Raw genomic sequence first — 24,416 nt, 5'->3', positions numbered from 1 at the left:
TGAGGTCGTGACTACCCTGCGAGTGGACGACTGCCACGGCACACCGGAGCAGTCATCCGGGCCCGGGACGTCGGTCACCGGGCGGGGCAGTCGCGGCCCCGGACGCGAGGCCGGACTAGCGGACCGGGAAGGCCTCGTGCCGGTCCTGCGTCGGGTCGGGCCGGCCGACCGGAGCCCCGGCCGCCGGTGTCTCCTCACGGCCACGCCAGGCCCGGCCGGCGCCGCCGCAGTGGTGGCCGTGCCGGCCTGCGTGCGGCAGCACCCAGAGGAGCCCGAAGAGCCACCAGAAGCCGTGCCCCGACGCCCCGAGCGCGACGGCGATGAGCACGACTCCGGCGATCATCAGGTTGCGGGGTGAGTACACGGTGGTCTCCTCGGTCCGTGGGGCCGGTCTGCCCCGTCTCCTCGACCGTAGGCGCGCGTCCCCCCGTCGACCCCGTCCCTCTGTCAGCACCTGCCCCTGACAGATGTCACCTCCGTCGGTGGAGCGGTGGGCTCACTCGACGGAGGCAGCGCGCTCACCCGAGTGGGCGAGCGGACCGAGGACGACGTCACGCGGGTTGTCGACGGCCACGGTGATGCGCTCGCGGTGCCGCTCGGCCATGTCGGGCACGGCGTCGAGCGGGAACCACCGCGCGTCGGTCGACTCGTCGTCACCCGGCCGGGGCTCCCCCGAGACCCAGCGGCAGCGGAAGGTGTGGTCGAGGTACTGCCCCAGGTCGCCGGTGACGTGGGTCACGACGCCGCTCGCGGAGACCCACACGAGCCGTTCGACCTCGGCGACGACGCAGGCCTCCTCCTCGACCTCGCGGACCGCGGTGACGTGCGGGTCCTCGCCCGGGTCGACGATGCCGGTGACCGGCGTCCACGCACCGTTGTCCGAGCGCTTGACGAGCAGCACCTCGTCGGCGCCGTCCGCGACCTCGCGCAGCACGACGGCCGTGACCCCGGGCATCCACAGCAGCTCCCGGCCGACCATGGTGCGTAGGTGGGAGACGTAGGAAGGGATCGGCATACGGCCGACCCTAACCCCGCCGATAAGGTCGGTCCGTGAGCAGCGAGCCGAGCCAGAGCGCCTTGTCCGAGACCTTCGACCCGAGCGAGTGGGCGCCCGTCGAGGGCTTCGACCTCACCGACATCACCTACCACCGGCGGCGGCCCGTGGCCGGTCGCCCGCACGCCGAGTCGGGGGTCGTGCGCATCGCGTTCGACCGTCCCGAGGTGCTCAACGCCTTCCGCCCGCACACCGTCGACGAGCTCTACCGCGCGCTCGACCACGCGCGCATGACGCCTGACGTCGGCGTCGTCCTGCTCACCGGCAACGGCCCGAGCCCCAAGGACGGCAAATGGGCCTTCTGCTCGGGAGGCGACCAGCGCATCCGAGGCCGCTCCGGCTACCAGTACGCCGAGGGCGAGACGGCCGACACCGTCGACGCGGCGCGCACGAAGGCCCAAGGAGGCCGGCTGCACATCCTCGAGGTGCAGCGGCTCATCCGCACCATGCCCAAGGTCGTCATCGCCGTCGTGAACGGCTGGGCGGCCGGCGGCGGGCACTCGCTCCACGTCGTGTGCGACCTGACGATCGCGAGCCGCGAGCACGCCCGCTTCAAGCAGACCGACGCCGACGTGGGCTCCTTCGACGCCGGCTACGGCAGCGCCTACCTCGCCAAGATGGTCGGGCAGAAGTTCGCCCGCGAGATCTTCTTCCTCGGGCGGACCTACTCCGCCGAGGACATGCAGCGGATGGGCGCCGTCAACATCGTCGCCGACCACGTCGACCTCGAGCGAGAGGCCCTGCAGGTCGCGACCGAGGTCATGGGCAAGAGCCCGCAGGCCCAGCGGATGCTCAAGTTCGCCTTCAACCTCACCGACGACGGGCTCATGGGCCAGCAGGTCTTCGCCGGCGAGGCGACGCGCCTGGCCTACATGACCGACGAGGCCGTCGAGGGCCGTGACCAGTTCCTCGAGAAGCGCGAGCCCGACTGGTCGCCGTTCCCCTGGTACTTCTGAGCGTCAGAGGGCGTCGAGCAGCGCGATGGTGGCCGCGACGATCTGCCGTTGGGCGTCGTCCCGGGGCACCGTGGGGGTGCCGTCGCCGGGCTGCTCGCCGTAGTCCCCGAAGTAGGAGTGCACGGCCCCCTCGACGGCGGTGTATGCCGTGTCGCCGGGGAGCAGGGCCCGGCTCGCCTCGATGTCGGCTGGGGTCGTGAAGCCGTCGCGGGTACCGCTCACCGACGCGACCCGCAGGTCGGTGCGGTCGGCCAGTGAGCCCACCGGATAGGACGCCCACAGCGCGAGCCCCTGGACGAGGCCGGGATGGTCCTGCGCGAAGGTCGCGGCCACCACGCCACCGAGACTGTGGCCGCCGACCACCCACGACGTCACCTCCGGATGACGGTCGATGAAGGCGTGCGGGGCCGTCATGGCGAGAAAGCCGATGCCGAAGGGCTGCTTGACGACGAACACGATGACGCCCTGGCGGCTCACCTCCGAGAGCATCGGCACGTAGGCGCGCGGGTCGACGCGTGCGCCCGGCTGGAAGATCAGGCCGCGGGTCGGCGTGCCGCTCGTGGGGGCGATGACGATGTGGGCCGGGGCGTCCGTGACGCGCACGTCGGCGCTTCCGGACATCGAGGCCACCGCCTCGGGCGTCGCACCGAAGGGCCGCAGCCAGACGAGCGCGCCGAGCACGACGACGGTGACGAGGACCCCGGCCACCCGTCCGAGCGCCCTGAGCCACGGACGGGCGCCCGGACGTCGCGGATCGTGGTCCGAGCGCTCCCGGACGAGGAGGACGACACCGATGAGGCCGCTCGCGGCGAGCGCGATGACCTGGGCCGGGTTGCCGGCGAGCAGGACGGACCGGTCGAGGAGGAAGAGCACGAGGGGCACGACGAGCCAGAAGATCCCGAGCACGACGGTGAAGCGGGCCCTCGGGCGACGGCGAACCGCCGGACCGGCGCCCTCCACTCCCTCGTCCGGCACGGTCGTCACGCCCTGAGGGTAACCAAGCAGGAGGGCGCCGCGGCGGCGTGGCCCCCGGCAATCCGGTGCGCGGACGGACCGGCCGCGGCGAAGCCGGTGTCGGTCGCACACCGGGCAGCGGGACAAGGCAGGATGTTGGAGTGGAACCGAGCGACGACCGCCGCGCCAGCCCTGGCCGTCGTGCGCCCGCATCGCACGCCCCTCCCGACCCGCCGGCTCGCCCTCCCGTCCCGTCACCGCAGTCGCCGGAGACGCCAGACGTGCCGGAGACGCCAGACGTGCCGGAGGGTGGCCGGCCAGCGGACTTCCGCCAGCCACCGCGCACCACGGCGGCCAACGCGACGCGTGCCGTGGGACGCGGGCTCGGACGGGCCGCGACCGGCACGGCCAGGCTGACCGCGCGCTCGGGACGCTTCGCCGCCGCCAAGGCCCACGCGTTCACCCACTCCGGCGGGGCCGGCGAGAGCGGCCTGGCTCGGATCACCGAGCTGCACGCGAGCAACACGGCGGGCGACACCATCATGACGCTGGCCCTCGCGGGCACCCTCTTCTTCAACCCGCAGACCGCCCAGGCCCGTGGCGACGTCGCGACCTTCCTGCTGCTGACCATGGTCCCGTTCGTCCTCGTCGCGCCCCTCATCGGGCCGCTGCTCGACCGCTTCTCGCACGGCCGGCGCTGGGCCATCGGCACGACCCTCGCGGTGCGGGCCTTCCTCTGCTGGGTGCTCGCCGAGGCCATCACCAACGACAGCAGCTGGCTCTTCCCCGCCGCGCTCGGGTGCCTCGTCGCCTCCCGGGCCTACACCATCACGCGCGCAGCAGCGGTCCCACGGCTCCTACCGCCGGGCACGACTCTCGTGAAAGCGAACTCGCGCGTCTCGATGGCCGGGGTCGTCGGTGCCGTCATCGGGGGCGCCCTCGGCGGCGCGGCGATGCTCGCCGGGCCGGCCTGGGCCCTGCGCGTCGGCTTCGTCGTCTTCGTCGTCGCCACCGTCCAGGCGATCCGGCTGCCGGCGCAGGTCGACAGCTCGCTCGGCGAGGTCTCCATCGAGGACACGACCCCCATCCCCGTGCGCGGCGCCCACGACGACGCGAGCGCGCCCGGCGCGGGGTCCCTCCGAGGCACCCGGCGCGGCTGGGGCGACGAGCCGGCCCGGCGGCATACGCCCTCGGACGGCGACGCGCTCACGGTCGACTCGCTGGGGCCCCTCGGTCGCTTCCGGCGGCGCAAGCAGGCGATCCCGTGGCCCGTCATGCACGCCATGTGGTCGACCGGCGGCACCCGGGTGCTCACCGGCTTCCTCATCCTCTTCATGGCCTTCCTCGCCAAGGAGCACCCGATCGACGGCATCCGCGGCGAGCTCGTGCTCGCGTTCATCGCGGTCGCCATCGGCGTCGGCAACGGCATGGGCAGCGTCGTCGGCAACGTCGTGCGCGACCAGCGCCCCGAACGCATCGCCATGGTGTCGGTCCTCGCGGCGACGGTCTGCTGCGTCGCGACGGGCATCTGGTACGGCGTGTGGACCCTCGTCCTGCTCGGCTTCGTGCAGGGCATGTCGGCGCAGCTGTCCAAGCTGGGCTTCGACGCTCTCGTGCAGCGCGAGGTCCCCGAGAACGTCCGCACGTCGGTCTTCGCGTGGTCCGAGACGATGCTCCAGGTGCTGTGGGTCGTCGGCGGCACCCTCGGGATCGTGCTCCCACTCAACCCCTACGTCGGCTTCCCCGTCTGTGCGGTCGCGCTCGTCTGGACCGTCGCCATGGCTGCCCGGCAACGTCGCCGCGCCGCCCCCACCGCACCACCGAGAGCGAGACGTGCCTGATGGCCGCGCCGTCCCCCCGCCCGCTGGCGGTCCCCGCCGGACCCGCCGTCCTCGACGTGCTGCCCGCCCTCGAGGCGGCCCTGACCGGCCGCTCCCCCGTGCTGCCGTATGCCGCCGGCTCCCCGCCGCCGTCGGTGCCGTCCCACGACCCCGCCGACCTCCCCGACGGTCTTGCGGTCGCGATCGGCACGTCGGGCTCGACGGGCCGGCCCAAGCGCGCGCTGCTGACGGCCGACGCGCTCGAGCGGTCTGCGTGGGCCACCCATCAGGTGCTCGGCGGCAGCGGCGCGTGGCTGCTCGCCATGCCGGCCCACCACATCGCGGGGCTGCAGGTGCTGCTCCGGTCGCTCGCCTCGGGCGTCCCGCCGGAGGTGCTCGACCTGCGCGACGGCTTCTCGGTCGACGGCTTCGCGCGGGCCGCGTCCCTCGTGCGGCCGACGGGCGCCGCGCCCCGGCGCTACACGGCGCTCGTGCCGACGCAGCTGGCCCGGCTCGTCGACGACCCGGTGGGGCTCAGGGCGCTGGGCTCCTTCGACGGGGTGCTCGTCGGCGGCGCGGCCACGCCGTCCGCCCTCGTCGAGCGTGCCCGCGCGCTGGGAGTCGTCCTCAGCTTGACCTACGGGATGAGCGAGACGGCCGGGGGCTGCGTCTACGACGGGATCCCGCTGCCGGTCAGCAGGGTCCACGTCGACAACGACCGCCACGTCGTGCTCGGCGGCGACACCGTCGCCCACGGCTACCTCGGCGAGGCGCGCCTGAGCCGTGACGCCTTCACCGTCGACCCCGACGGCGTCCGCTGGTTCCGCACCGACGACCTCGGCCACTTCGACGACGACGGGCTGCTCGTCATCGACGGCCGCGCCGACGACGTCATCAACACCGGTGGCCTCAAGATCAACCCCGGCGTCGTCGAGGACGCCATGACCCGCCACCTCGACGATGTCCTGGACGTCGTCGTGCTGGGTCTGCCCGACCCCGAGTGGGGCGAGGCCGTCTGTGCCGCAGTGACGCTCGTCGACCCGACCGGTCACCTGACGACCCGTGCCGTGCGCGAGCGGCTGCGCGGCATCCTGCCGGACGCGGCCCTGCCGCGACGGGTCCTCGTGCTCGCCGAGATCCCTCAGCGCGGCCCCGGCAAACCCGATCGGGCCGCCATCCGACGCGTCGTGCAGGGCCTCGCCTGAGCGGTGGCAAGATGGGGGTGTCCCACCCGTCGCCGAAGGAGGTCGCCGTGCTGCGCGTCGTGCTGATCGCCCTCGTCGTCTTCGCCACGATCTACGCCCTCGTCGACTGCCTCCAGACCGACCGGCGGCTCGTGCGGGTCATGCCCAAGACCGTCTGGCTCATCGCGGTCCTCGTGCCCGTGCTCGGCCCGATCTTCTGGCTCGTCGCCGGGCGCAGCGACGCCCGGGGTGGACCCGGTCCCGCCTCTCGCGGGCCCGGTCGCCGGCCGCCCGGGCCCCGCGGCCCCATGGGCCCCGACGACGACCCCGACTTCCTCCGCAAGCTGTAGAAGGACCCACCGGAACTCCATGGCCACCCTGTCCCAGTGGATCGAGGGCGCACGCCCTCGCACGCTGCCCGCCGCCGTCTCGCCCATCCTCGTCGGCACCGGCGCCGCCTACCAGACCGGCCACGTCGTCTGGGCGTATGCCGTCCTCGCCCTCGTCGTCGCCCTGGCCCTTCAGGTCGGGGTCAACTTCGCCAACGACTACTCCGACGGCATCCGCGGCACCGACGAGGTGCGCGTCGGGCCCGTGCGGCTCGTCGGCCAGCGACTCGCGGCGCCCCGCTCGGTCAAGATCGCGGCCTTCGCGTGCTTCTTCTTCGCCGGGCTCATGGGTCTCGCGCTCGTCGGGCTCTCGGAGCTGTGGATCATGATCCCCATCGGTGCGGCCGCCATCGTCGCGGCCTGGTACTACACCGGCGGCTCGCGGCCCTACGGCTACCTCGGCCTCGGCGAGGTCTTCGTCTTCGTCTTCTTCGGGCTCGTGGCGACCCTCGGCACCATGGCCACGATGACCCCGCCCACGGCCGCCGGCTGGTGGGGCGCCATCGGCGTCGGGTCGCTCGCCTCGGCGATCCTCGTCGCCAACAACCTGCGCGACATCCCCACCGACCGCGAGCACGGCAAGCGGACGCTCGCCGTGCGGATGGGCGAGTCGGGCACGCGCGCCTTCTACGTCGCGCTCGTCGCGGTGGCCTTCGTCATGACCGGCCTCGTGTCGTTGACGTCACCGTGGGCGCTGCTCGCGATCCTCGCGGCGCCGCTCATCGTGCGGCCGATGCAGGCCGTCGTCGGTCGCGCCACGGGCCCGGGCCTCATCCCGGCCCTGGCCGGCACCGGCCAGTTCCAGCTCGCCTGGTCGCTGCTGCTCGCCGTCGGTCTCGCGCTCGGCCGCGCCTGACTCTGCTGAGCCCCCGCGGGTCGAGGTGATCCCTCGTGACCCGGCGCGACGGCATACCTCGGCATTCGGCTGACGGGGGCCACGTCCGGGTGCCACCGTGGACGGGTGTCCGAGGAGATCGACGTCGTCGTCATCGGGGCCGGGCAGGCCGGTCTCGCGACGAGCCACGAGCTCGAGCAGCGCGGCGTCGACCACGTCGTCCTCGAGGCGAGCGTGCCGGGATCGTCGTGGCTCGGCCGGTGGGACAGCTTCACGCTCGTCGGGCAGAACCACACGGTGCGCCTGCCCGGCGCCCCCTACGTCGGTGACGACCCGCAGGGCTTCATGGGACGGGCCGAGATCGCGGCCCATCTCGACGCGTGGGCGGGCCGGCTGCGCGCCCCGGTGCGCCTCGGCTGCCCCGTGCGTCGGCTCCGGACCCGCGACACCGGTGGCTTCGTGCTCGAGACCGACGACGGGGCGATCGTCAGCCGCGTCGTGGTCGTGTCGACGGGCGCGTACCAGCGGCCGCACCGGCCACCGGCCTTCGCGACGCTGCCGGGTGGCCTCCCCGTCGTCGACCTCCACGGCTACCGCAACCCGGGCGGGCTGCCCGACGGACCCGTCATGGTCGTCGGCAGCGGGCAGAGCGCGTGCCAGGTCGCCGAGGAGCTCGTGCTCGCCGGCCGCGACGTCGTCATGGCGTGCGGTCGCGCGCCGTGGTTCCCGCGGAGGGCCGGCGACCGCGACGTGTTCGAGTGGCTCCTCGACACGCCCTTCTTCGACCAGCGGGTCGAGGACCTGCCGACGCCCGCGGCCCGCTTCGGCGCGAACCCGCAGCTGAGCGGGGCCGCCGGTGGCCACGACCTCAGCTACCGCACGCTCGCCGCGCTCGGCGTCCGGCTCGGAGGTCACCTGGCTGGAGCCGACGACGGCGTCGTGCGGCTCGCCCCGGACCTCGAGGCGTCCGTCGCCGCAGGCGACGACGGCTACCGCCTCATCCGCGGGTTCGTCCTCGACCTGTGCGCGAAAGAGGGCATCGACCCGCCGGAGCTCCCCGATCCCGCGCCGTTCGCCGCGACGCCGGTCGAGACCGTGCCGGTGCGCGAGCTGGGCTGCGTGCTCGTCGCGGCCGGCTTCCGCCCCGACTACGCGTCGTGGGTCCAGGTGCCCGACCTCGTCGACGGGCTCGGCTTCCCCGTGCACGTCGACGGAGAGAGCGTCGCAGCGGCGGACCTGCACTTCGTCGGCGTCCACTTCCTGCGACGACGCAGCTCGGCCCTGCTCTTCGGTGTCGGGGCGGACGCCTCGGCCACGGCGAGCCGCATCGCCACCCGCCACGGCCTCCCCGCCTGACCCCGCCCTCCGTCCCGTCGAGTGAGCGCTCCGTCCCACTCGAGCGAGCGCTCCGTCACACGACCGTGGGACTGGCGTGACCGCATACTCACTCGAGTGGCCTCGTGACCTCAGGCGTACCAGCTCCCGCACGAGACACGAGTGACGACGGGGCCACTCGAGTGTGGTTAGGCGCTCACTCGAGTGGCCTCGTGACCTCAGGCGTACCAGTCCCCGTGTGGGGCAGGAGTGACGACGAGGCCACTCGAGTGGGGTTGGGCGCTCACTCGAGTGGCCTCGTGGCCACACGCGTACCAGCCCCCGCATGGGACACGAGTGACGACGAGGCCACTCGACTGGGGTTGGGCGCTCACTCGAGTGGCCTCGTGGCCACACGCGTACCAGCCCCCGCATGGGACACGAGTGACGACGAGGCCACTCGACTGGGGCTGGGGGCTCACTCGAGTGGCCTCGTGACCTCAGGCGTACCAATCCCCGTGTGGGACACGAGTGACGACGAGGCCACTCGACTGGGGTTGGGCGCTCACTCGAGTGGCCTCGTGACCACACGCGTACCAGCCCCCGCATGGGACACGAGTGACGACGAGGCCACTCGGCTGGGGCTGGGGGCTCACTCGAGTGGCCTTGTGACCTCAGGCGTACCAGGCCCGCACGGCACGAGTGACGACGGGGCCACTCGACTGTGCGTTGGGCTCAGCGGTCGGCGTTGCGGGGGTCCTCGGTAGCCGCGGCACCCGTGGTGTCGACGTCACGGCGCGGACGCTCGTCCTCGAGGTCCTCGGCGAACTCGTCGCTCGCCGGGTCGACCCCCTGCTTCGCCTCGAGCTTGGCCTCGTGGCGCTCGACGAGCTTGGCCGTGATCTCGTCGCGCATGCCGCGCAGCAGGATGTAGGAGGCGGCCGCAGACGCGAGCGCCGAGGCGCCGAGCAGGAGCACGGGGTTGTTGCGCAGGCCGATGAGCCAGAAGAGGAAGAGGAACCCGAAGAAGATGAGGATGCGGAGCAGGGAGTAGCGGACCACGTCAGATCACCGTCACATGCCTGAGTAGTTGTGCATGCCCACGAAGGTCGACACGAGGTTGACCAGCGTGAAGTTGATGATGACGGCGACGTAGCCGGCGAGCGCGATGTACATCGACTTGCGGTGGTCGACGCCGGCCGTCGCGCGGCCGTGCATGTAGGCGGCGTAGACCGTCCAGATGACGAAGGTCCAGACCTCCTTGGGGTCCCACTGCCAGTAGGCGCCCCAGGCCTGCTTGGCCCAGATGGCTCCCGCGATGAGCGTGAACGTCCAGAGGATGAAGGCCACCATGTTGAGGCTGTACGCCGTCCGCTCGAGCGAGGCGGACGACGGCAGCGACTCGATGAAGTTCGTCTTCGCCGGGGCCTTCTCCTCGCGGCGCAGGCGCACGAGGTAGAGCAGGCCGACCGCGAAGGCGAGCGTGAAGAAGGCGACGGCGAGGAAGGCCACCGAGACGTGGATGCCGAGCCAGTAGGACTTGAGGGCCGGCATGAGCTCACCGGCCTCGGTGTAGAGCACGGTGAGCGCGAGACCGAGCACGAGCAGGATGGGCGTGACGATGAAGACGCCGAGCCACTGCCAGTTGTTGCGCTTGGCGAGCACGCTGTAGGCGGCGCCGACGGCGGCGGCCGCAGCCGTCGCGAACTCGAACATGTTGCCCCACGGCGGCCGGCCGACGGCGAGGCCGCGCATGAGCACCGACGCGACGAGCAGCGCCGACGCGAGGTACGTGAGCATCAGGGCGATGCTGCCGCGCTGGCGGCTCTTGAGGCTCTCCTCGAATCCCGGCCCGGCGGCATACGGCGTCGTCGGGCGCCGCTCGGCCGGGGTGGGTGCCCCCGCGCCGACGAGGACGCCCTCGCGCTCGTTGGCGGCGACCTCGGTGGTCACCTTGGAGTCGGCCACCCTGGGTGCTCGCGCGGCCAGGTGCCAGGTGAAGGCGAGCATGGCGAGGGTGTAGACGATCATCGACGCGTAGAGCGCGGCGTTGGCGTTGGCTGCGAGGTTCACGAGCGGTCGGTCCGTTCTGCAAGGCGGTCGTGCACGCCGGTCGTGATCGCGGTGACGATCGCGGCGAGCCCGGGGTCGGAGTCCTTCGAGAGGCCACCGATGGTGACCACGGTAGCCGGTCGCCCGTCGGCGCCGGGAGGGCTGTCGAGGCTGCCACCCGCGGGGCCGGTGCCGGCCGGGACCGGACGCACGCGGACGAAGACGCGGCGGCGCTTGATGGTGAGGCCGAGGATCAGGCCGAGCGTCGCGAGGATGGCGCTGACGAGGCTGATCGGGGCGCCGGGGTCGGTGCGCACCGACAGGCCGGCGAAGCGCTTGACGCTGTCGAAGGTGATCGAGCCGCGGTCACCCGGGAGCTGGTAGGTCTGGCCCGGCTTGAGGCGGATGAGCGCAGGCGAGCCGTCGGCCTTGGTCACCTGCTTCATCTCGTCGGTGTTGAGCGTGTAGACCGACTGCGGCGCGCCACCGGGGAAGAGGTTGCCCTCCCACACCGAGAGCGCCACCTCGGGGTTGTTGGTGTCGGGGAAGATCGAGACCGGCCCGTTCGTGAAGGTCGGCTCGGCCGTCGGCAGGAAGAAGCCGGTGAAGCCGAGCTGCTTCGGCGAGGCCGACGGCACCTTGATGACGCCGACCGAGCGGTAGTTGCCGTCCTGCGGCAGGAACGGGGTCGCCTCTCGGTAGAGCACGGCTCCCTTGGCGTCCTTGACGGTGATGACCGGCGTGTAGCCGTTGCCGAGGAGGAAGATGTCGGCGCCGTCGACGGTGATCGGGTGGTTGACCGAGACGTTCTCGCTGCTCTTCGGTGCTCCGGGCGAGCTCTGCAGCGTCGTCTGCGCGTCGAAGAGTCGCGGTGTGCCGAACGAGCGGCCCGGCGTCTCGTTGAACTCCACGTGGAGCTTGTCGAGCGACAGGACGAAGGGCGGCAGCGTCTCCGTGTCGACCCACGGCCCGGGCGAGATGGTGTTGTAGGTGCCCGCGGACGACGCGAACTTGTCGCCCTCGGCGAGGATGATGTCGCCGCGCCAGCCGAGCAGGTGCCCGACGGCCATGCCGATGATGATGCCGGTCAGGGCGAGGTGGAAGAGCAGGTTGCCGGTCTCGCGGAGGTAGCCGGACTCGGCGGAGACGCTCGTCGCATCGTGCGAGTGCAGCCGGAACCGCTTGCGCTTCAAGACCGCCCGTGCTGCGGCGAGGGCCTCGTCCGGCGAGAGGGTCGTCGTGATCTCGGCGTGCTCGTCGAGGCGCTGGAGCCGGGCCGGGGCGCGCGGGGGTGTCGAGCGCAGCGCCGACAGGTGCACCTTCGTGCGGGGGACGATGCAGCCGACGAGGGAGATGAAGAGCAGGAGGTAGATCGCCGAGAACCACGGGGACGCGTAGACGTCGAAGAAGCCGAGCCGGTCGAGCCACGGCGAGCTCGTGGGGTTCTGGGCGATGTAGTCGGCGACCCGGCCCGCGTCGATGTTGCGCTGCGGGAAGATCGAGCCCGGGACGGCGGCGATCGAGAGCAGCAGGAGCAGGAAGAGCGCCGTGCGCATGCTCGTCAGCTGGCGCCAGCCCCACCGGAGCATCCCCACGGTGCCGAGGGTCGGCAGCGTCGGCTCCTGGCGGTCGGGCCGCATGCCCTTGCGTATGCCGTCGCTGCCCTTCGCGCGCGAGGTCGCCTTCTCGGTGGGCTCGGTGGGCTCGGTGCTCTCGGTGGCGGGGTTGGTTTCGGTGCTCATGTCAGATCGCCACCTGGAAGCCGTTGACGAGACGCACCTGGATCCAGACGATGACGTCCTCCCAGACCCCGGTCAGCATGAGCAGGCCGACGGCCACGAGGAGCAGGCCGCCGACGTTCTGCAGGGCCCGGCGGTGCCGGCGCAGCCAGTCGCTCGCGGTGCCGGCGCGCTCCCACAGGGCCGCCATGAGCACGAACGGCAGGCCCAGACCGATGGAGTAGACGGCGGCCAGCGCCAGGCCGCGACCGATCGAGCCGGACTCGGCCGAGATCGGGGCGGCCATGGCCTGGATGGCCCCGAGCGTCGGACCCATGCACGGCGACCAGCCGATGGCGAAGGCGGCGCCGAGCAACGGTGCGCCGGCGAGCCCGGCACGCGGTCGCCAGCTCACGGGGGCGGCATACGACCGGCCGAGCCCGAGGAAGAGCAGGCCCATGAGCAGGACGACGGCGCCACCCACGCGCAGCAGCGCGCTCTGGTGCTCCCGGAAGGCCAGACCGACGGCCGAGACGGCTGCAGCCGCGATGAGGAAGACGACGGTGAAGCCGAGGACGAAGAGCAGCGCCCCCACGACGAGCCTCCCGCGCGACCGCTTCTCGAGCGAGACGTCGGACAGCCCGGTGACGTAGCCGAGGAAGCCCGGCACGAGCGGCAGCACGCACGGCGAGGCGAACGAGACGAACCCGGCCACGAGGGCGACGAGCCCTGCGGCGAGGAGCGACCCGGAGGCGAGCTCGGCACTCACGGGGCTCAGGCCTTCTCGGCGAGGACGTCGTCGATGAGGCCGAGCAGGGTCGTCGTGGAGACGGGGCCGGAGACGCGGGCCGCGATGCGGGCCTCGTGGTCGAGCACGAGGGTGGTCGGGGTGGCCGAGGCCTTGCCCTGGAGGGCGAGGATCGGGACGCCGCCGTCGTAGGCGAGCGAGGGGTAGGTGACCTTGTTGGCGGTCTGGAAGGCGAGGCCGGTCTCGGGGCCCTCGAGCTTGTCGAGGCCGATGAACTCGACCTTCTTGCCCTTGGCCTGCACGGTCTCCCACGCCTTCTGCAGCGCGGGCGTCTCCTCGATGCACGGCGGGCACCACGAGCCCCAGACGTTGACGACGAGCACCGTGCCGGCGCGGTCGGCGCTGCTCCACGGCTTGCCCTCGAGGGTCGTGCCGTCGAGGGTGACGGGCTCACCGCGGTCGGTGGCGGGCAGCTGCTCGATGGAGCCGTCACCCGCGACGTAGCCCTTGCGGTCGCCCGAGCGGGCTTGGTCGGCGACGGAGTTCGGGTCGGCCGAGCAGGCCGCCGCGAACGTCGCGAGGCCTCCGGCCATGGCGACGGCGCCCCACCGCAGTGCGGTGCGTCGGTCGAGGTGGTCCATCAGGCGCCCACGCTCTTGCTCGCCCTCGGGAGCAGCTCGGCGGCCGGCTCGGAGTACGAGATCGAGGCGAGCTCGTCGCCGTGGTAGGTCAGCGACGTCAGCGAGGCGAGCGTGCATTCGCGCTTGCGCGGGTCGTGCCAGAGGCGGCGTCCCTCGAGCTTGTTGCGCACGGTCCAGACCGGCAGCTGGTGGCTGACGACGACGGCCTCGTGCCCGCGCGCGGCGTCGCGTGCGTCGGCGACGGCCGCGAGCATCCGGGCCGCGATGTCTTCGTAGGGCTCGCCCCACGAGGGCTTCGTGATGTCGCGGAAGAGGTGCCAGTTGCGCGGGTGGAGCAGGTCTGCGGGGCTGACCGAGCGGCCCTCGAACTGGTTCTCGGACTCGATGACGCGCGCGTCGGTGGCGATCTCGACCTCGTGGTCGGCGGCGATCGGGGCCGCGGTCTCCTGGGCCCGCTCGAGCGGCGAGGCGACGACGTAGGTGATGTCGTTGGCCTCGAGGTGGGCCGCGACGAGGCGCGCCATCTCCTGGCCGAGGTCGGAGAGGTGGAATCCGTCGAGACGGCCGTAGAGCACGCCGCCGGGGTTGTGGACCTCACCGTGTCGCATGAGGTGCACGACCGTGAGGTCGTCGGCGCCCGGCGCCACCCCGCTCGTGCTCTCACCCATGGGCGACAGTCTCTCAAACGTCGTGCTCAGGACCGAATCCGCATCCGAGCCTGTGCACCCCCTGTGACGTGCAGCGACGCCGACGCGCGCCCGCTGACGCGGCCCCACGCGTACGCCGTCGGTGGCGGTCCCCGGCACCCGTGGCCGAGGTCACGCCGTCCGTGGGACGACCGGCGCCACGGACGGGGGTCGACCTACACTCCGTGACGTGTCGTGGTCACTCTGGCTGACGCTCGTGGCGACGGGCGCGCTCATCTCCTTCACCCCCGGGGCCGGCGCCATCAACACGATGGCCAATTCGCTCGGGTCCGGCTGGACCCGCTCGATCTGGGGCATCCTCGGCCAGCAGGTCGCGCTGCTCGCCCACATCGTCGTCGTGGCTGCCGGCGTCGGCGTCCTGGTCGCGAGCTCACCGGTGCTCTTCGACGCCATCCGGTACGCCGGCGCCGCCTACCTCGTCTACCTCGGCGTGCGGCAGTTCCGCTCGCGGGCGGCGGCGGCGCGGGTCGATGGGGTGCAGCGGGAGCCGGCGTGGTCGATGTTCCGCCGCGGTCTGCTCGTCAACCTGACCAACCCGAAGGCCGTCGTCTTCTTCCTCGCGTTCACGCCGCAGTTCATCCGGCCGGAGCAACCGTTGCTGCCGCAGTACGCCGTGCTCGCCGCGACGGTGATCACCATCGACGTCGTCGTCATGTGGTTCTTCTTCGCCGCGGCGGCACGCGGGCTGGGGCGGCTGACCCAGCGCGAGTCGGGTCAGCGCGCCCTCAACCGCGTCTTCGGCGGGCTGTTCGTCGGCGTCGGGGTGCTCCTCGCCGCCGTCCACTAGGCCCGGGGTCGACCGGGCGTCAGACGAGCTCGGGCACGTCGAGGTGCGCGATGGCGAGTGAGAACTCGCCGATCTGGGTGATCCTCATGCCGGTCTCCTGCACGAGGTCGGCCCGCAGGCCCATCGCTGCGTTCCGGGTCGCCATCATCGCCTGCGGCGAGTCGTACGTCGCGGTGACGCACGCCCGCCCGGAGGGCCGGTCCACGAAGAGGCTGGCACTGCAGAAGCCGTCGAGCTGCTCGACCCGAGGCATGATGCTCATCCGGAATGCGTCGATGACCCGGTCGACCGTGGCCGGGTCGGCGTCGGTCCACGTCACGCGCGCGCTACAGCCGTCGGACACACGGTGGTCCCGGTGCAGGTAGGCGATCTCCCACTCCTCGACGGTGGCCTCACCGCCGAGCAGGTCGGCCGCCTGCCGTCGCAGCGGGACGACGGTGTCGGCGGTGGCGCGCATCGCGGCCTCGTCACGCCAGGCCGTCGTCACGATGCACTGGCCGCTGACACGGTCGGCGACCATGGACAGTCCGAGGCAGCCGTCCATCGCCCTGACCTGCGGCATCACCACGTCCTGCACGTGCGCGATACCGGTCTCGATCATGCCGGGACGGCCCAGGACCGTCGTGGAGCGTGCGTGCACGACCCCACCTCCCTCGGTCGGGGCGGCACCCCGACGGCGCCGCCGTCACCGACCAGCGTCCTCCTCGTCGGTCGGGCCCACAATCCCCGCGGGCGTATGCCGTGTGGTGGCGCCCGGGGCCGCGTCCGCGTCGCCACCCCACCGGGATCGCACGGATGCCGCCCACCGACGTGGACGGCATACGTGGTCTGTCGCGGGGGCCCGGGTCAGTCGGTGGTCGCCGCGGCGCGGGCCGCGGCCGGCAGGGCCGCGAGCACGTGGTCGACGGCCTCGTCGTCGTGGGAGGCCGAGACGAACCACGACTCGAAAGCGCTCGGCGGCAGGTGCACGCCCTGGCTGAGCATCGAGTGGAAGAAGCGGCGGAAGGCGTCGGTGTCCTGGTCCTTGGCGTCGTCGTAGTTCGCCACCGCCCCGTCGCGGAAGAAGACGGAGAACATCGAGCCGGCCCACTGGATGATGTGCGGCACCGAGGCCGCGGACAGCTCGGCGGCGACGGCGTCGGCGATCGTGCGCGAGACGACGTCGAGGCGCTCGTAGACCGCGGGCGTGCAGCCCTGGAGCGTGGCGAGGCCCGCGGCGGAGGCGACGGGGTTACCGGAGAGCGTGCCGGCCTGGTAGACGGGGCCCTGCGGGGCGAGGAGCGCCATGACGTCGGCACGGCCACCGAAGGCCGCGGTCGGGAAGCCGCCGCCCATCACCTTGCCGAACGTGAAGAGGTCGGGCGCGCCTGCGGCATAAGGGCCCTCGAGGCCGTAGAAGCCCGAGGCGCTGCACCGGAAGCCGGTCATCACCTCGTCGGAGACGAGCAGTGCGCCGTGCGCCTTCGTGACGCGCAGCAGCGCCTCCGTGAAGCCGGGCGCGGGCGGGACGACGCCCATGTTGCCGGCCGCGGCCTCGGTGATGACCGCGGCGATCTCGGGCCCGCGCTCGGCGAACGCGGCCTCGAGCGCGGGGACGTCGTTGTAGGGCAGGACGATCGTCTCGCCGGCGCTCGAGCGCGGCACGCCGGCGGAGTCCGGGAGCGCGAAGGTCGCGACACCCGAGCCCGCCGAGGCCAGCAGGGCGTCGACGTGGCCGTGGTAGCAGCCGGCGAACTTGACGATGACGTCGCGGCCGGTGAAACCGCGGGCGAGGCGGATGGCCGACATCGTCGCCTCGGTGCCGGAGTTGACGAGACGGACCTGCTCGACGGGCTCGACCCGCCGGACGATCTCCTCGGCGAGACGCACCTCGTTCTCGCTGGGCGTGCCGAAGGAGAAGCCGCGCGCGGCGGCCTCGGTCACGGCCGCGAGGACGTCGGGGTGGGCGTGGCCGAGGATCATCGGGCCCCAGGAGCAGATGAGGTCGACGTAGCGCTTGCCGTCGGCGTCCGTCAGCCACGGTCCCGCGCCACTCGCCATGAAGCGGGGCGTGCCCCCCACCGCGCGGAAGGCACGCACCGGCGAGTTCACACCGCCCGGGATCACCTCGCTGGCCCGCGCGAGGAGGGCGGCGGACGCCGGGGCGTCGGTGGTGGTCTGGACGGTGACGGGCTGCGAGCTCATGCCCCCAGTCTCTCAACCGATGCTGGGTACGTGCCTCGCCGGGTCATCGGCGGCTCGAGCCGGCACGTACCGGGCACGTCCCGGGCACGTACCGCCCCACCGGAGCCCCCCGCGCTCCACACTCGTGCTCATGAGCGCTGCGAACGCCGAGGTCTCCGTCGTGCCGGCCAACGAGGCCACCTGGGAGGAGCTGAGGACGATCCTCGGGACCAGGGGGCCGGCCTCGCGCTGCCAGTGCCAGCGCTTCAAGCTGGCCAGGGGTGAGTCCTTCGGGTCCTTCCCCGTCGAGGAGCGCGCGCACCGCCTCCGTGACCAGACCTCCTGCGGTGACCCGGGCGCCCGGCACACCAGCGGCCTCGTCGCCCGACTGGGCGACGAGCCCGTCGGGTGGTGCGCCGTCGAGCCGCGACCCGCGTACGACGGCCTCGTGCGCAACTCGAGCCGGGCGGCCTGGGTCGGGCGCGACGAGGACCGCTCCGACCCCTCCGTCTGGGCGGTCACGTGCGTCTTCACCCGCGCCGGCTACCGACGCCGCGGGATCAGCCGCGCCCTCGTCCTGGCGGCCGTGGACGTCGCCCGCCGTGGCGGCGCCCGCGCGCTGGAGGGCTACCCGATGACGACGACGTCGGGCGCCATCCTCGAGGAGCTGCACGTCGGCACGCTCTCGACCTTCCTCGACGCCGGCTTCACCGAGGTGCTGCGTCCCAGCCTGCGGCGCGCCGTCGTGCGCATCGCCTTCTGACGCCCCGACCCTCGGGTCCTGCGGTGGCCCCGGAGCCCGGCCCCGGTGCTCAGTGGCCGCTCGTGCCGTTCGGGTCGAGGTGGTCACGCACGATGGCCATGGCGTCGCCGATCGCCGTGAACTGCGCCGGGGTCATGATGTCGACGAGGTTGGCGCGCACGCTCTGCACGTGGACCCGCGAGATGTCGCGGACGGCGGCCAGGCCACCGGTGGTGAGGACGAGCTCGACGCCGCGCTTGTCGTCGGAGCACTGCTCGCGCGTCACCCAGCCGCGGTCCTCGAGCCGTTTCGCGGTGTGCGTCAGCCGACTGCGCGACTGGACGACCATGGCGGCGAGCTCGGACATGCGGAGCCGGTGGTTCGGGCTCTCGGAGAGCATCGAGATGATCTCGTACTCGCTCAGCTGCAACCCGGCGTCGCCGAGCGCGTCGTCGAGCGCGCGCTCGAGCAGCCTCGTGCCGCGCAGGATGGCCCGCCACGACGCCTGTTCGGCATCACTGAGCCACCGCACGCCGTCATCCCCTGTACCTGACATGTCAACCTCCTGCGATTGCACAGATGGTAGTGGTGTCAGGCGGTCCATTCGGTCACGTCGAGCGCGAAGTACGTCAGCACGACCTGTGCACCGGCTCGGCGGATCGAGGTCAGCGACTCGATCGCGGCTGCTCGGAGGTCGATCCAGCCGTTCGCGGCGGCCGCGTGGATCATGGAGTACTCGCCCGACACCTGGTAGGCCACGACCGGCACCGACGCGCGTTCGGCGGCGGCCGCGACGACGTCGAGGTAGGACATCGCGGGCTTGACCATGACCATGTCGGCGCCCTCGGCGATGTCGAGGTCGATCTCGCGGAGCGACTCCACGATGTTGGCCGGGTCCTGCTGGTAGGTGCGGCGGTCGCCCTGCAGGCTCGACTGGACGGCCTCGCGGAAGGGGCCGAAGAACGCCGAGGCGTACTTGGCGGAGTAGGCGAGGATCACGGTGTCGGTGAGGCCCTCCGCGTCGAGCGCCTCACGGATGACGGCGACCTGGCCGTCCATCATCCCGGAGGGGGCGACGACGTGGGCGCCGGCACGAGCCTGCGCGACGGCCATCTCGGCGTAGAGGAGGTTGGTGGCGTCGTTGTCGACGCGGCCGTGCTCGTCGAGCACGCCGCAGTGGCCGTGGTCGGTGAACTCGTCGAGGCAGGTGTCGGCCATGACGACGAGGTCGTCACCGACGGCGTCCCGGACGGCGCGCAACGCGACGTTGAGGATGCCGTCGGGGTCGATGGCGCCCGAGCCGGTCGCGTCCTTCTCCTGCGGCACCCCGAAGAGCATGATCCCGCCGAGGCCGGCCGCGACGCAGCGGTGGGCGACCTCGACCACGCTCTCGAGCGTGTGCTGGTCGACCCCCGGCATGCTCGTGATCGGGCGCGGCTCCGTCAGCCCCTCGCCGACGAAGACCGGCAGCACGAGGTCACGCGGGTGCAGCCGGGTCTCGGCGACGAGGGACCGCAGGACGGGGTTCTGGCGCAGGCGACGGGGACGCTCGATCATCGGGGTCTCGCCTCAGCGGGCGCGGCGGCGCGAGGCCGGGCGCTTGTCGCTGGGACGCTGGACCGACTGGCCCGCCTCGGCCGCGGCGACGGCGAGACCGACGCCGTGGCCGGCGAGAGCATCGACGAGGCTGGTGGCCGAGGCCTCCGGCGCGAGGACGTCGACGCGAAGGCCGTGCTCCTGCGCCGTCTTGGCCGTGGCCGGTCCGATGCAGGCGACGACCGTTGCGGCGTGGGGCTTTCCGGCGATGCCGACGAGGTTGCGCACCGTCGAGCTCGACGTGAAGAGCACGGCGTCGTAGTCGCCACCCTTGATGGCGTCGCGGATCGACGCGGCCGGCGGGGCCGCGCGCACCGTCCGGTAGGCGGTGACGTCGTCCACCTCCCAGCCCATGTCGCGCAGGCCGGCGACGAGCGTCTCGGTCGCGATGTCGGCACGAGGCAGCAGCACGCGGTTGATCGGGTCGAGGACCTCGTCGAACTCGGGCCACGACTCGAGCAGGCCGGCCGCCGACTGCTCTCCGGCGGGCACGAGGTCGGGGTTGATGCCCCACTCGCGCAGCGCGGCGGCGGTGACGCCACCGACGGCGGCGACCTTGAGGCCCGCGAAGGCCCGGGCGTCGAGGCCGAACTCCTCGAAGCGCTCGCGCACGGCGCGCACGGCGTTGACCGACGTGAAGCCGATCCACTCGTAGCGTCCGGTGACGAGGCCCTTGACGGCCTTCTCCATCTGCTGCGGCGTGCGCGGCGGCTCGACCGAGATGGTCGGCACGACGTCGGCCGTCGCGCCGTAGCCGGCGAGGCGGTCGACCATGGAGCCGGCCTGAGCCTGGGTGCGCGGCACGAGGACCTTCCAGCCGAAGAGCGGCTTGGACTCGAACCACGAGAACTCGTCACGGAGGCCGACGTTCGGCGACACGACGGCGAGCGACACCCGGAGCGGCTCCTTGCCGCCGAAGACCGCGTCGGCGTCGCCGAGGGTCGTCGCGACGGACGACTGCCGCACGGTGGTGCCGTATGCCGTCAGCGCCACGAGGGCGTCCGCGGGGCGTCCCGCAGCGCGCAGCGCGGCGAGGGCGGCCCGGATGCCCTCGGTGCCGCCGAGCAGCACGAGGGTGTCGGTGTCGGCCGCGTAGGCGGACCAGTCGACGCCGGAGCGGTCGACGCCGACGACGTGGACGGCTCCGGTCGACTTCGACGTCAGGGGCACGCCGGCATACGTCGGCCCGGCCGTGAGCGCCGACACACCCGGCACGACGTCGTACGTGATGCCGGCCTTGCGGCAGGCGCGCACCTCCTCGACGAGGCCGTTGAAGGTCGCGGGGTCACCGTCCATGAGGCGCACGACCAGGCCGCCGGGGGCCACCGACTTCGCGGCCTTGACGACGAGCTTGGCGCGCACCGCATGGGTGAGCTCCTGGCCCTGCTCGCCGTGGCCGGCGTCGATGATCTCGACGTCGGGGCGGGTGTGCTCGAGCACGACGTCGTCGCGGGCGATCCGGTCGAGGACCACGATGTCGGCGGCGGCGAGCAGGTCGCGGCCGCGCAGCGTCATGAGACCGGGGTCGCCCGGTCCGGAGCCGACGAAGGCGACACACGCCGGCGTGGTCGCGTGGGTGGGAGTCGAGTCCGTCTGCTCTGACGGCTGGCGGGAAGGAGTCACGAAACTTGCTCCGGTTGGTGTGGGGCGTGGTCTGGGGCAGGTCCAGCTGACGTGGCGACCTGGAGGTCGGCGGCGCCGTCCTCCAGCAGGATCCGGGCGAGACGCGAGCCGAGGACCTCCGGCTCGTCGTAGGGCCCGACGAGCGAGCGGCGCAGCTCCACGGAGCCGTCCTCGGTGCCGGCGAAGGCACGCAGCGACAGCTCGAGGCCGTCGTCACCCTCGACGACCTCGGCGAGGGCCCCGACAGGGGCGGTGCAGCCGGCCTCGAGCGTCGCGAGCAGCGAGCGCTCGGCGTCGACGCAGGCTCGCGTGTCGGGATCGTCGAGCACGGAGACGGCGGCCACGACGTCGTCGCGGTCGGAGCGGCACTCGACGGCGAGGGCGCCCTGACCGGGTGCCGGCAGCACCTGGATCGGGTCGATGACCTCGGTGGCCTCGTCGAGACGGCCGAGCCGGGCGAGTCCGGCGCGGGCGAGGACGACGGCGTCGAGCGCACCCGACGAGACGAATCCGATTCGGGTGTCGACGTTTCCGCGGATCGGGCGGATCTCGATGCCGAGCCCGAGCGCTGCGATCTGTGCCGTGCGGCGCGGCGAGCCGGTGCCGACGACGGAGCCCGCGGGCAGCTCGCCGAGCGTCAGGCCGTCGCGGGCCACGAGGACGTCGCGGCTGTCCTCGCGCACCGGCACGGCAGCGACGACGAGCCCGGGCTCCGGGGCCGTCGGGAGGTCCTTGAGCGAGTGCACGGCGACGTCGATGCGACCGTCGAGCAGGGCCCGTCGGATCGCCGCGGCGAACACGCCGGTGCCACCGATCGCGGTGAGCAGCTCGCCCGACACGTCGCCCTCGGTCGTGATCTCGACGAGCTCGACCTCGTGACCGGCCTCACGCAGCCGGTCGGCCACCCACCCGGACTGGGTCGTGGCGAGGGCGGAGCGGCGCGTGCCGAGACGCAGGGCGGTCATGGCTGGGCCCGCTTCGGCGGGGTGGACACGTTGGCGACGTCCTTGGGCTCGAGGTCGAAGAGCTCGCGCAGGGCCGCGGCGTAGTCGTCGCCGCTGCCCTCCATCGCGAACTCCTTGACCCGCATGGTCGGCGTGTGGAGCAGCTTCTCGACGATGCGGTGCACCGCGAGGCCGACCTCGGCGCGGGTCGTCTCGTCGAGGCCGGGCAGCCGCTGGTCGAGCCGGTCCATCTCGGTCGCCACGAGCGCGGCGGCGCGGGCGCGCAGGGCGGCGACCGTGGGCGCCACGGACTTCTCCATGCGGCGCGTGAGGTAGTCGGCGACCTCACCGGTGACGAGCTCGCGCACCCGGACGACCTGGGTCGTGTCGGCGCGGCCCTCGAGGAGCAGGCCCAGCGACTGGAGGTCGACGAGCGAGACGCCCGGCACGGCGTGCGGCCAGGAGACGACGGGCTCGACGTCACGCGGCAGCGCGAGGTCGACGACGACCTGGGGTCGACCCCCGCGGCGGGTCGCGCTCGCGGCGAGCATCTCGGCCGTGATGACGTGGCCGACCGCTCCGGTGCAGGTGATGACGAGGTCGCTCTCGGCGAGCACGTCGGCCAGCTCGGCCCAGGGGCGGGCCACGCCGGACGTCGCGGCCGCGAGGCGCTCGGCGCGCTCGGGAGTCCGGTTGACGATGGTGAGCGACCCGACGCCCTGGCGGCGTGCGGTCGCGGCGGCGAGGCCGCTCATGCCACCGGCGCCGACCACGGCGGCCGAGACGCGCTCGAGCGGCCCGAGGACCGCGGCCGCCTCCTCGAGCGCGATCTGCACGAGCGAGACGCTGTGCTGGTCGATGTCGGTCTCGGTGTGGGCGCGCTTGCCGACGCGCAGGGCGCCCTGGAAGAGCGCGTTGAGCGACTCCCCCACCTGGCCGCGCGTCTGGGCTCCGGCGAGCGAGTCGCGCATCTGGCCGAGGATCTGGGCCTCGCCCACGGCCATGGAGTCGAGCCCGCAGGCCACGGTGAAGGCGTGGGCCACGGCGGCGTCGTCGTAGCGGACGTAGAGGTGGTCGGCGAGCGCCTCGGCGCGGGCGGCCAGGGCGTCGGCCGGGTCGCCCGGCGGCAGGTCGGCGACGCGGCGGGCCCCCTCGGGTGCCTCGATGCCCGCGGCGAGTGCGAGCGCCTCGCCGATCGCGGCGACGGCGGGGTGGAAGGCCGGCACCGAGGCGTAGACCTCGAGGCGGTTGCACGTGGAGAGCACGACGGCCTCGGTGGCCGTGGCCGAGCTGAGCACGGACGCGGCGATGGCCTCGGCGCGGTCAGGGCGCTCGGACAGGGCCTCGAGCACCGACAGCGGGGCGGTGTGGTGGGACAGGCCGATGACGAGGAGGCTCACGGGGCGGCCACCGCCGACCGGAGGTCGCCCGCGGCCAGCGACTTGCGCTGAGCGTGGAAGGCGAGGATCTGCAGCTCCGTCGAGAGGTCGACACGGCGTACGTCCACGCCGCTCGGCACGGAGAGCACCGCGGGCGCGAAGTTGAGGATCGAGCTGATGCCGGCGCCGACGAGCGCGTCGCAGACGGCCTGCGCGGCGGGCGCCGGTGTCGCGATGACACCGATGGCGATCGGGTCGACGGCGTGGTGCTCGGTGAGCTCGGCGAGCGGGCGGATCGCCACCCCGACGATCTTCTCGTCGGCGAGGGCGGGGTCGTCGTCGTAGAGACCGACGATGCGGAAGCCCTTGGTGACGAAGCCGGAGTAGGAGGCGAGGGCGTGCCCGAGGTTGCCCATCCCGACGATGGCGACGGGCCAGTCCTCGGTCAGGCCGAGCGCGCGGGAGATCTCGAGGGCGAGCGTCTCGACGTCGTAGCCGACGCCGCGCACACCGTAGGAACCGAGGTGGCTGAGGTCCTTGCGCAGCTGCGCGGAGCGCACTCCGACCTCGGCCGCGAGCTCTTCCGAGGAGACCGACAGGACGCCGTCCTCAGCGAGGCGCGAGAGCGTTCGGAGGTACTCGGGGAGCCGCGCGACGGTTGCGTCGGGGATCTCGCGACGCAGTGCTGGGTCGGCGGACACTCTTGCTCACCGGCTCCTCTCGAACGAGGCGTTCTCCCACACGCGGAGCACGTGGGGACCCGATCAGGCTAGACGTTTGTGAACCCATGCACAAAGTTGACTTCGACGG

25 protein-coding genes are annotated in these 24,416 nt (G+C 72.8%); 8 read left to right on the top strand and 17 right to left on the bottom strand.

Features of this window, described 5'->3' with window-relative positions; translation table 11 throughout:
* Positions 1-115: 115 nt before the first annotated feature.
* Positions 116-364 carry a hypothetical protein gene (locus ACSSS0_RS15415; RefSeq protein ID WP_487228681.1) on the bottom strand — a complete coding sequence of 83 codons (249 nt, stop codon included), beginning with the start codon at positions 362-364 and terminating at the stop codon, positions 116-118.
* Positions 365-496: 132 nt separating this feature from the next.
* Positions 497-1,015, bottom strand: a complete 519-nt coding sequence (locus tag ACSSS0_RS15410; protein WP_487228680.1) for an NUDIX hydrolase — start codon at positions 1,013-1,015, stop codon at positions 497-499.
* 35 nt (positions 1,016-1,050) lie between these two features.
* Between ACSSS0_RS15410 and ACSSS0_RS15405 the strand changes: the two genes are divergently transcribed.
* Complete coding sequence (locus ACSSS0_RS15405) at positions 1,051-2,010, top strand: 1,4-dihydroxy-2-naphthoyl-CoA synthase (RefSeq protein ID WP_487228679.1); 960 nt, start codon at positions 1,051-1,053, stop codon at positions 2,008-2,010.
* Positions 2,011-2,013: 3 nt separating this feature from the next.
* On the opposite strand, the gene ACSSS0_RS15400 is transcribed toward ACSSS0_RS15405, so the two are convergent.
* On the bottom strand, positions 2,014-2,994 hold the full coding sequence (locus ACSSS0_RS15400; protein WP_435987067.1) for an alpha/beta hydrolase: 981 nt from the start codon (positions 2,992-2,994) through the stop codon (positions 2,014-2,016).
* 251 nt (positions 2,995-3,245) lie between these two features.
* On the opposite strand from ACSSS0_RS15400, the gene ACSSS0_RS15395 reads away from it, so the two are divergent.
* From ACSSS0_RS15395 to ACSSS0_RS15375, 5 genes are all read left to right on the top strand, one after another.
* Complete coding sequence (locus tag ACSSS0_RS15395; protein ID WP_435987068.1) at positions 3,246-4,805, top strand: MFS transporter; 1,560 nt, start codon at positions 3,246-3,248, stop codon at positions 4,803-4,805.
* Positions 4,805-5,989: an o-succinylbenzoate--CoA ligase gene (gene menE / locus ACSSS0_RS15390; RefSeq protein WP_487228678.1), complete on the top strand. Its 1,185-nt coding sequence runs from the start codon at positions 4,805-4,807 to the stop codon at positions 5,987-5,989. The genes ACSSS0_RS15395 and menE overlap by 1 nt, the downstream gene beginning before the upstream one ends.
* A gap of 47 nt (positions 5,990-6,036) precedes the next feature.
* Positions 6,037-6,318 carry a PLD nuclease N-terminal domain-containing protein gene (locus tag ACSSS0_RS15385; RefSeq protein WP_435987070.1) on the top strand — a complete coding sequence of 94 codons (282 nt, stop codon included), beginning with the start codon at positions 6,037-6,039 and terminating at the stop codon, positions 6,316-6,318.
* A gap of 19 nt (positions 6,319-6,337) precedes the next feature.
* The gene (locus ACSSS0_RS15380; protein ID WP_487228677.1) at positions 6,338-7,213 is read left to right on the top strand and encodes a 1,4-dihydroxy-2-naphthoate polyprenyltransferase; all 876 of its coding nucleotides are present in this window, start codon (positions 6,338-6,340) and stop codon (positions 7,211-7,213) included.
* Between the two features lie 105 nt (positions 7,214-7,318).
* A complete protein-coding gene (locus ACSSS0_RS15375; RefSeq protein ID WP_487228676.1) occupies positions 7,319-8,548 on the top strand; it encodes a flavin-containing monooxygenase in 1,230 nt (409 codons plus the stop codon).
* Positions 8,549-9,241: 693 nt separating this feature from the next.
* On the opposite strand, the gene ACSSS0_RS15370 is transcribed toward ACSSS0_RS15375, so the two are convergent.
* Genes ACSSS0_RS15370 through ACSSS0_RS15345 form a run of 6 tightly spaced genes read right to left on the bottom strand, consistent with a single transcriptional unit; the run spans position 9,242 to position 14,333 of the window.
* A complete protein-coding gene (locus ACSSS0_RS15370; RefSeq protein ID WP_487228675.1) occupies positions 9,242-9,568 on the bottom strand; it encodes a DUF4229 domain-containing protein in 327 nt (108 codons plus the stop codon).
* 12 nt (positions 9,569-9,580) lie between these two features.
* Positions 9,581-10,579: a c-type cytochrome biogenesis protein CcsB gene (ccsB, locus tag ACSSS0_RS15365; RefSeq protein WP_487228674.1), complete on the bottom strand. Its 999-nt coding sequence runs from the start codon at positions 10,577-10,579 to the stop codon at positions 9,581-9,583.
* Entirely contained in the window at positions 10,576-12,300 is a 1,725-nt protein-coding gene (gene resB, locus ACSSS0_RS15360) for a cytochrome c biogenesis protein ResB (protein WP_487228673.1), read from the bottom strand. The genes ccsB and resB overlap by 4 nt, the downstream gene beginning before the upstream one ends.
* A 1-nt stretch (position 12,301) precedes the next feature.
* Positions 12,302-13,045: a cytochrome c biogenesis CcdA family protein gene (locus ACSSS0_RS15355; RefSeq protein WP_487228672.1), complete on the bottom strand. Its 744-nt coding sequence runs from the start codon at positions 13,043-13,045 to the stop codon at positions 12,302-12,304.
* 5 nt (positions 13,046-13,050) lie between these two features.
* Positions 13,051-13,665 carry a TlpA family protein disulfide reductase gene (locus ACSSS0_RS15350; protein ID WP_487228671.1) on the bottom strand — a complete coding sequence of 205 codons (615 nt, stop codon included), beginning with the start codon at positions 13,663-13,665 and terminating at the stop codon, positions 13,051-13,053.
* Positions 13,665-14,333, bottom strand: a complete 669-nt coding sequence (locus ACSSS0_RS15345) for a histidine phosphatase family protein (RefSeq protein ID WP_435987078.1) — start codon at positions 14,331-14,333, stop codon at positions 13,665-13,667. Before ACSSS0_RS15345 ends, ACSSS0_RS15350 begins: the two co-directional genes overlap by 1 nt.
* Positions 14,334-14,541: 208 nt before the next feature.
* On the opposite strand from ACSSS0_RS15345, the gene ACSSS0_RS15340 reads away from it, so the two are divergent.
* Positions 14,542-15,159, top strand: coding sequence for a LysE family transporter (locus ACSSS0_RS15340; protein ID WP_487228670.1), 618 nt, complete (start codon positions 14,542-14,544; stop codon positions 15,157-15,159).
* A 19-nt stretch (positions 15,160-15,178) separates the two neighbouring features.
* Here the strand turns inward: ACSSS0_RS15340 and ACSSS0_RS15335 are convergent, their stop codons facing one another.
* Entirely contained in the window at positions 15,179-15,799 is a 621-nt protein-coding gene (locus tag ACSSS0_RS15335) for a putative quinol monooxygenase (protein ID WP_487228669.1), read from the bottom strand.
* Positions 15,800-16,005: 206 nt separating this feature from the next.
* Positions 16,006-17,343 (bottom strand): glutamate-1-semialdehyde 2,1-aminomutase, encoded by a 1,338-nt coding sequence (gene hemL / locus ACSSS0_RS15330; protein WP_487228668.1) that lies wholly within the window; start codon positions 17,341-17,343, stop codon positions 16,006-16,008.
* Positions 17,344-17,473: 130 nt separating this feature from the next.
* On the opposite strand from hemL, the gene ACSSS0_RS15325 reads away from it, so the two are divergent.
* On the top strand, positions 17,474-18,085 hold the full coding sequence (locus tag ACSSS0_RS15325; RefSeq protein WP_487228667.1) for a GNAT family N-acetyltransferase: 612 nt from the start codon (positions 17,474-17,476) through the stop codon (positions 18,083-18,085).
* Positions 18,086-18,134: 49 nt separating this feature from the next.
* Here the strand turns inward: ACSSS0_RS15325 and ACSSS0_RS15320 are convergent, their stop codons facing one another.
* The 6 genes from ACSSS0_RS15320 to ACSSS0_RS15295 are packed head-to-tail and all read right to left on the bottom strand — an operon-like array spanning position 18,135 to position 24,307.
* The gene (locus ACSSS0_RS15320; protein WP_487228666.1) at positions 18,135-18,620 is read right to left on the bottom strand and encodes a MarR family winged helix-turn-helix transcriptional regulator; all 486 of its coding nucleotides are present in this window, start codon (positions 18,618-18,620) and stop codon (positions 18,135-18,137) included.
* 35 nt (positions 18,621-18,655) lie between these two features.
* Positions 18,656-19,621, bottom strand: a complete 966-nt coding sequence (gene hemB / locus ACSSS0_RS15315) for a porphobilinogen synthase (protein WP_435987084.1) — start codon at positions 19,619-19,621, stop codon at positions 18,656-18,658.
* Between the two features lie 12 nt (positions 19,622-19,633).
* The gene (locus ACSSS0_RS15310; protein WP_435987085.1) at positions 19,634-21,283 is read right to left on the bottom strand and encodes a bifunctional uroporphyrinogen-III C-methyltransferase/uroporphyrinogen-III synthase; all 1,650 of its coding nucleotides are present in this window, start codon (positions 21,281-21,283) and stop codon (positions 19,634-19,636) included.
* Positions 21,280-22,248 carry a hydroxymethylbilane synthase gene (hemC, locus tag ACSSS0_RS15305; RefSeq protein ID WP_435987086.1) on the bottom strand — a complete coding sequence of 323 codons (969 nt, stop codon included), beginning with the start codon at positions 22,246-22,248 and terminating at the stop codon, positions 21,280-21,282. The genes ACSSS0_RS15310 and hemC overlap by 4 nt, the downstream gene beginning before the upstream one ends.
* Entirely contained in the window at positions 22,245-23,627 is a 1,383-nt protein-coding gene (hemA, locus tag ACSSS0_RS15300; protein WP_487228665.1) for a glutamyl-tRNA reductase, read from the bottom strand. Before hemA ends, hemC begins: the two co-directional genes overlap by 4 nt.
* The gene (locus ACSSS0_RS15295) at positions 23,624-24,307 is read right to left on the bottom strand and encodes a redox-sensing transcriptional repressor Rex (RefSeq protein WP_020145048.1); all 684 of its coding nucleotides are present in this window, start codon (positions 24,305-24,307) and stop codon (positions 23,624-23,626) included. The genes hemA and ACSSS0_RS15295 overlap by 4 nt, the downstream gene beginning before the upstream one ends.
* Positions 24,308-24,416: the final 109 nt, after the last annotated feature.

It is taken from the genome of Terrabacter sp. R4-6, from assembly GCF_057529065.1.
This window is presented reverse-complemented; position numbering and strand designations above follow the sequence as displayed.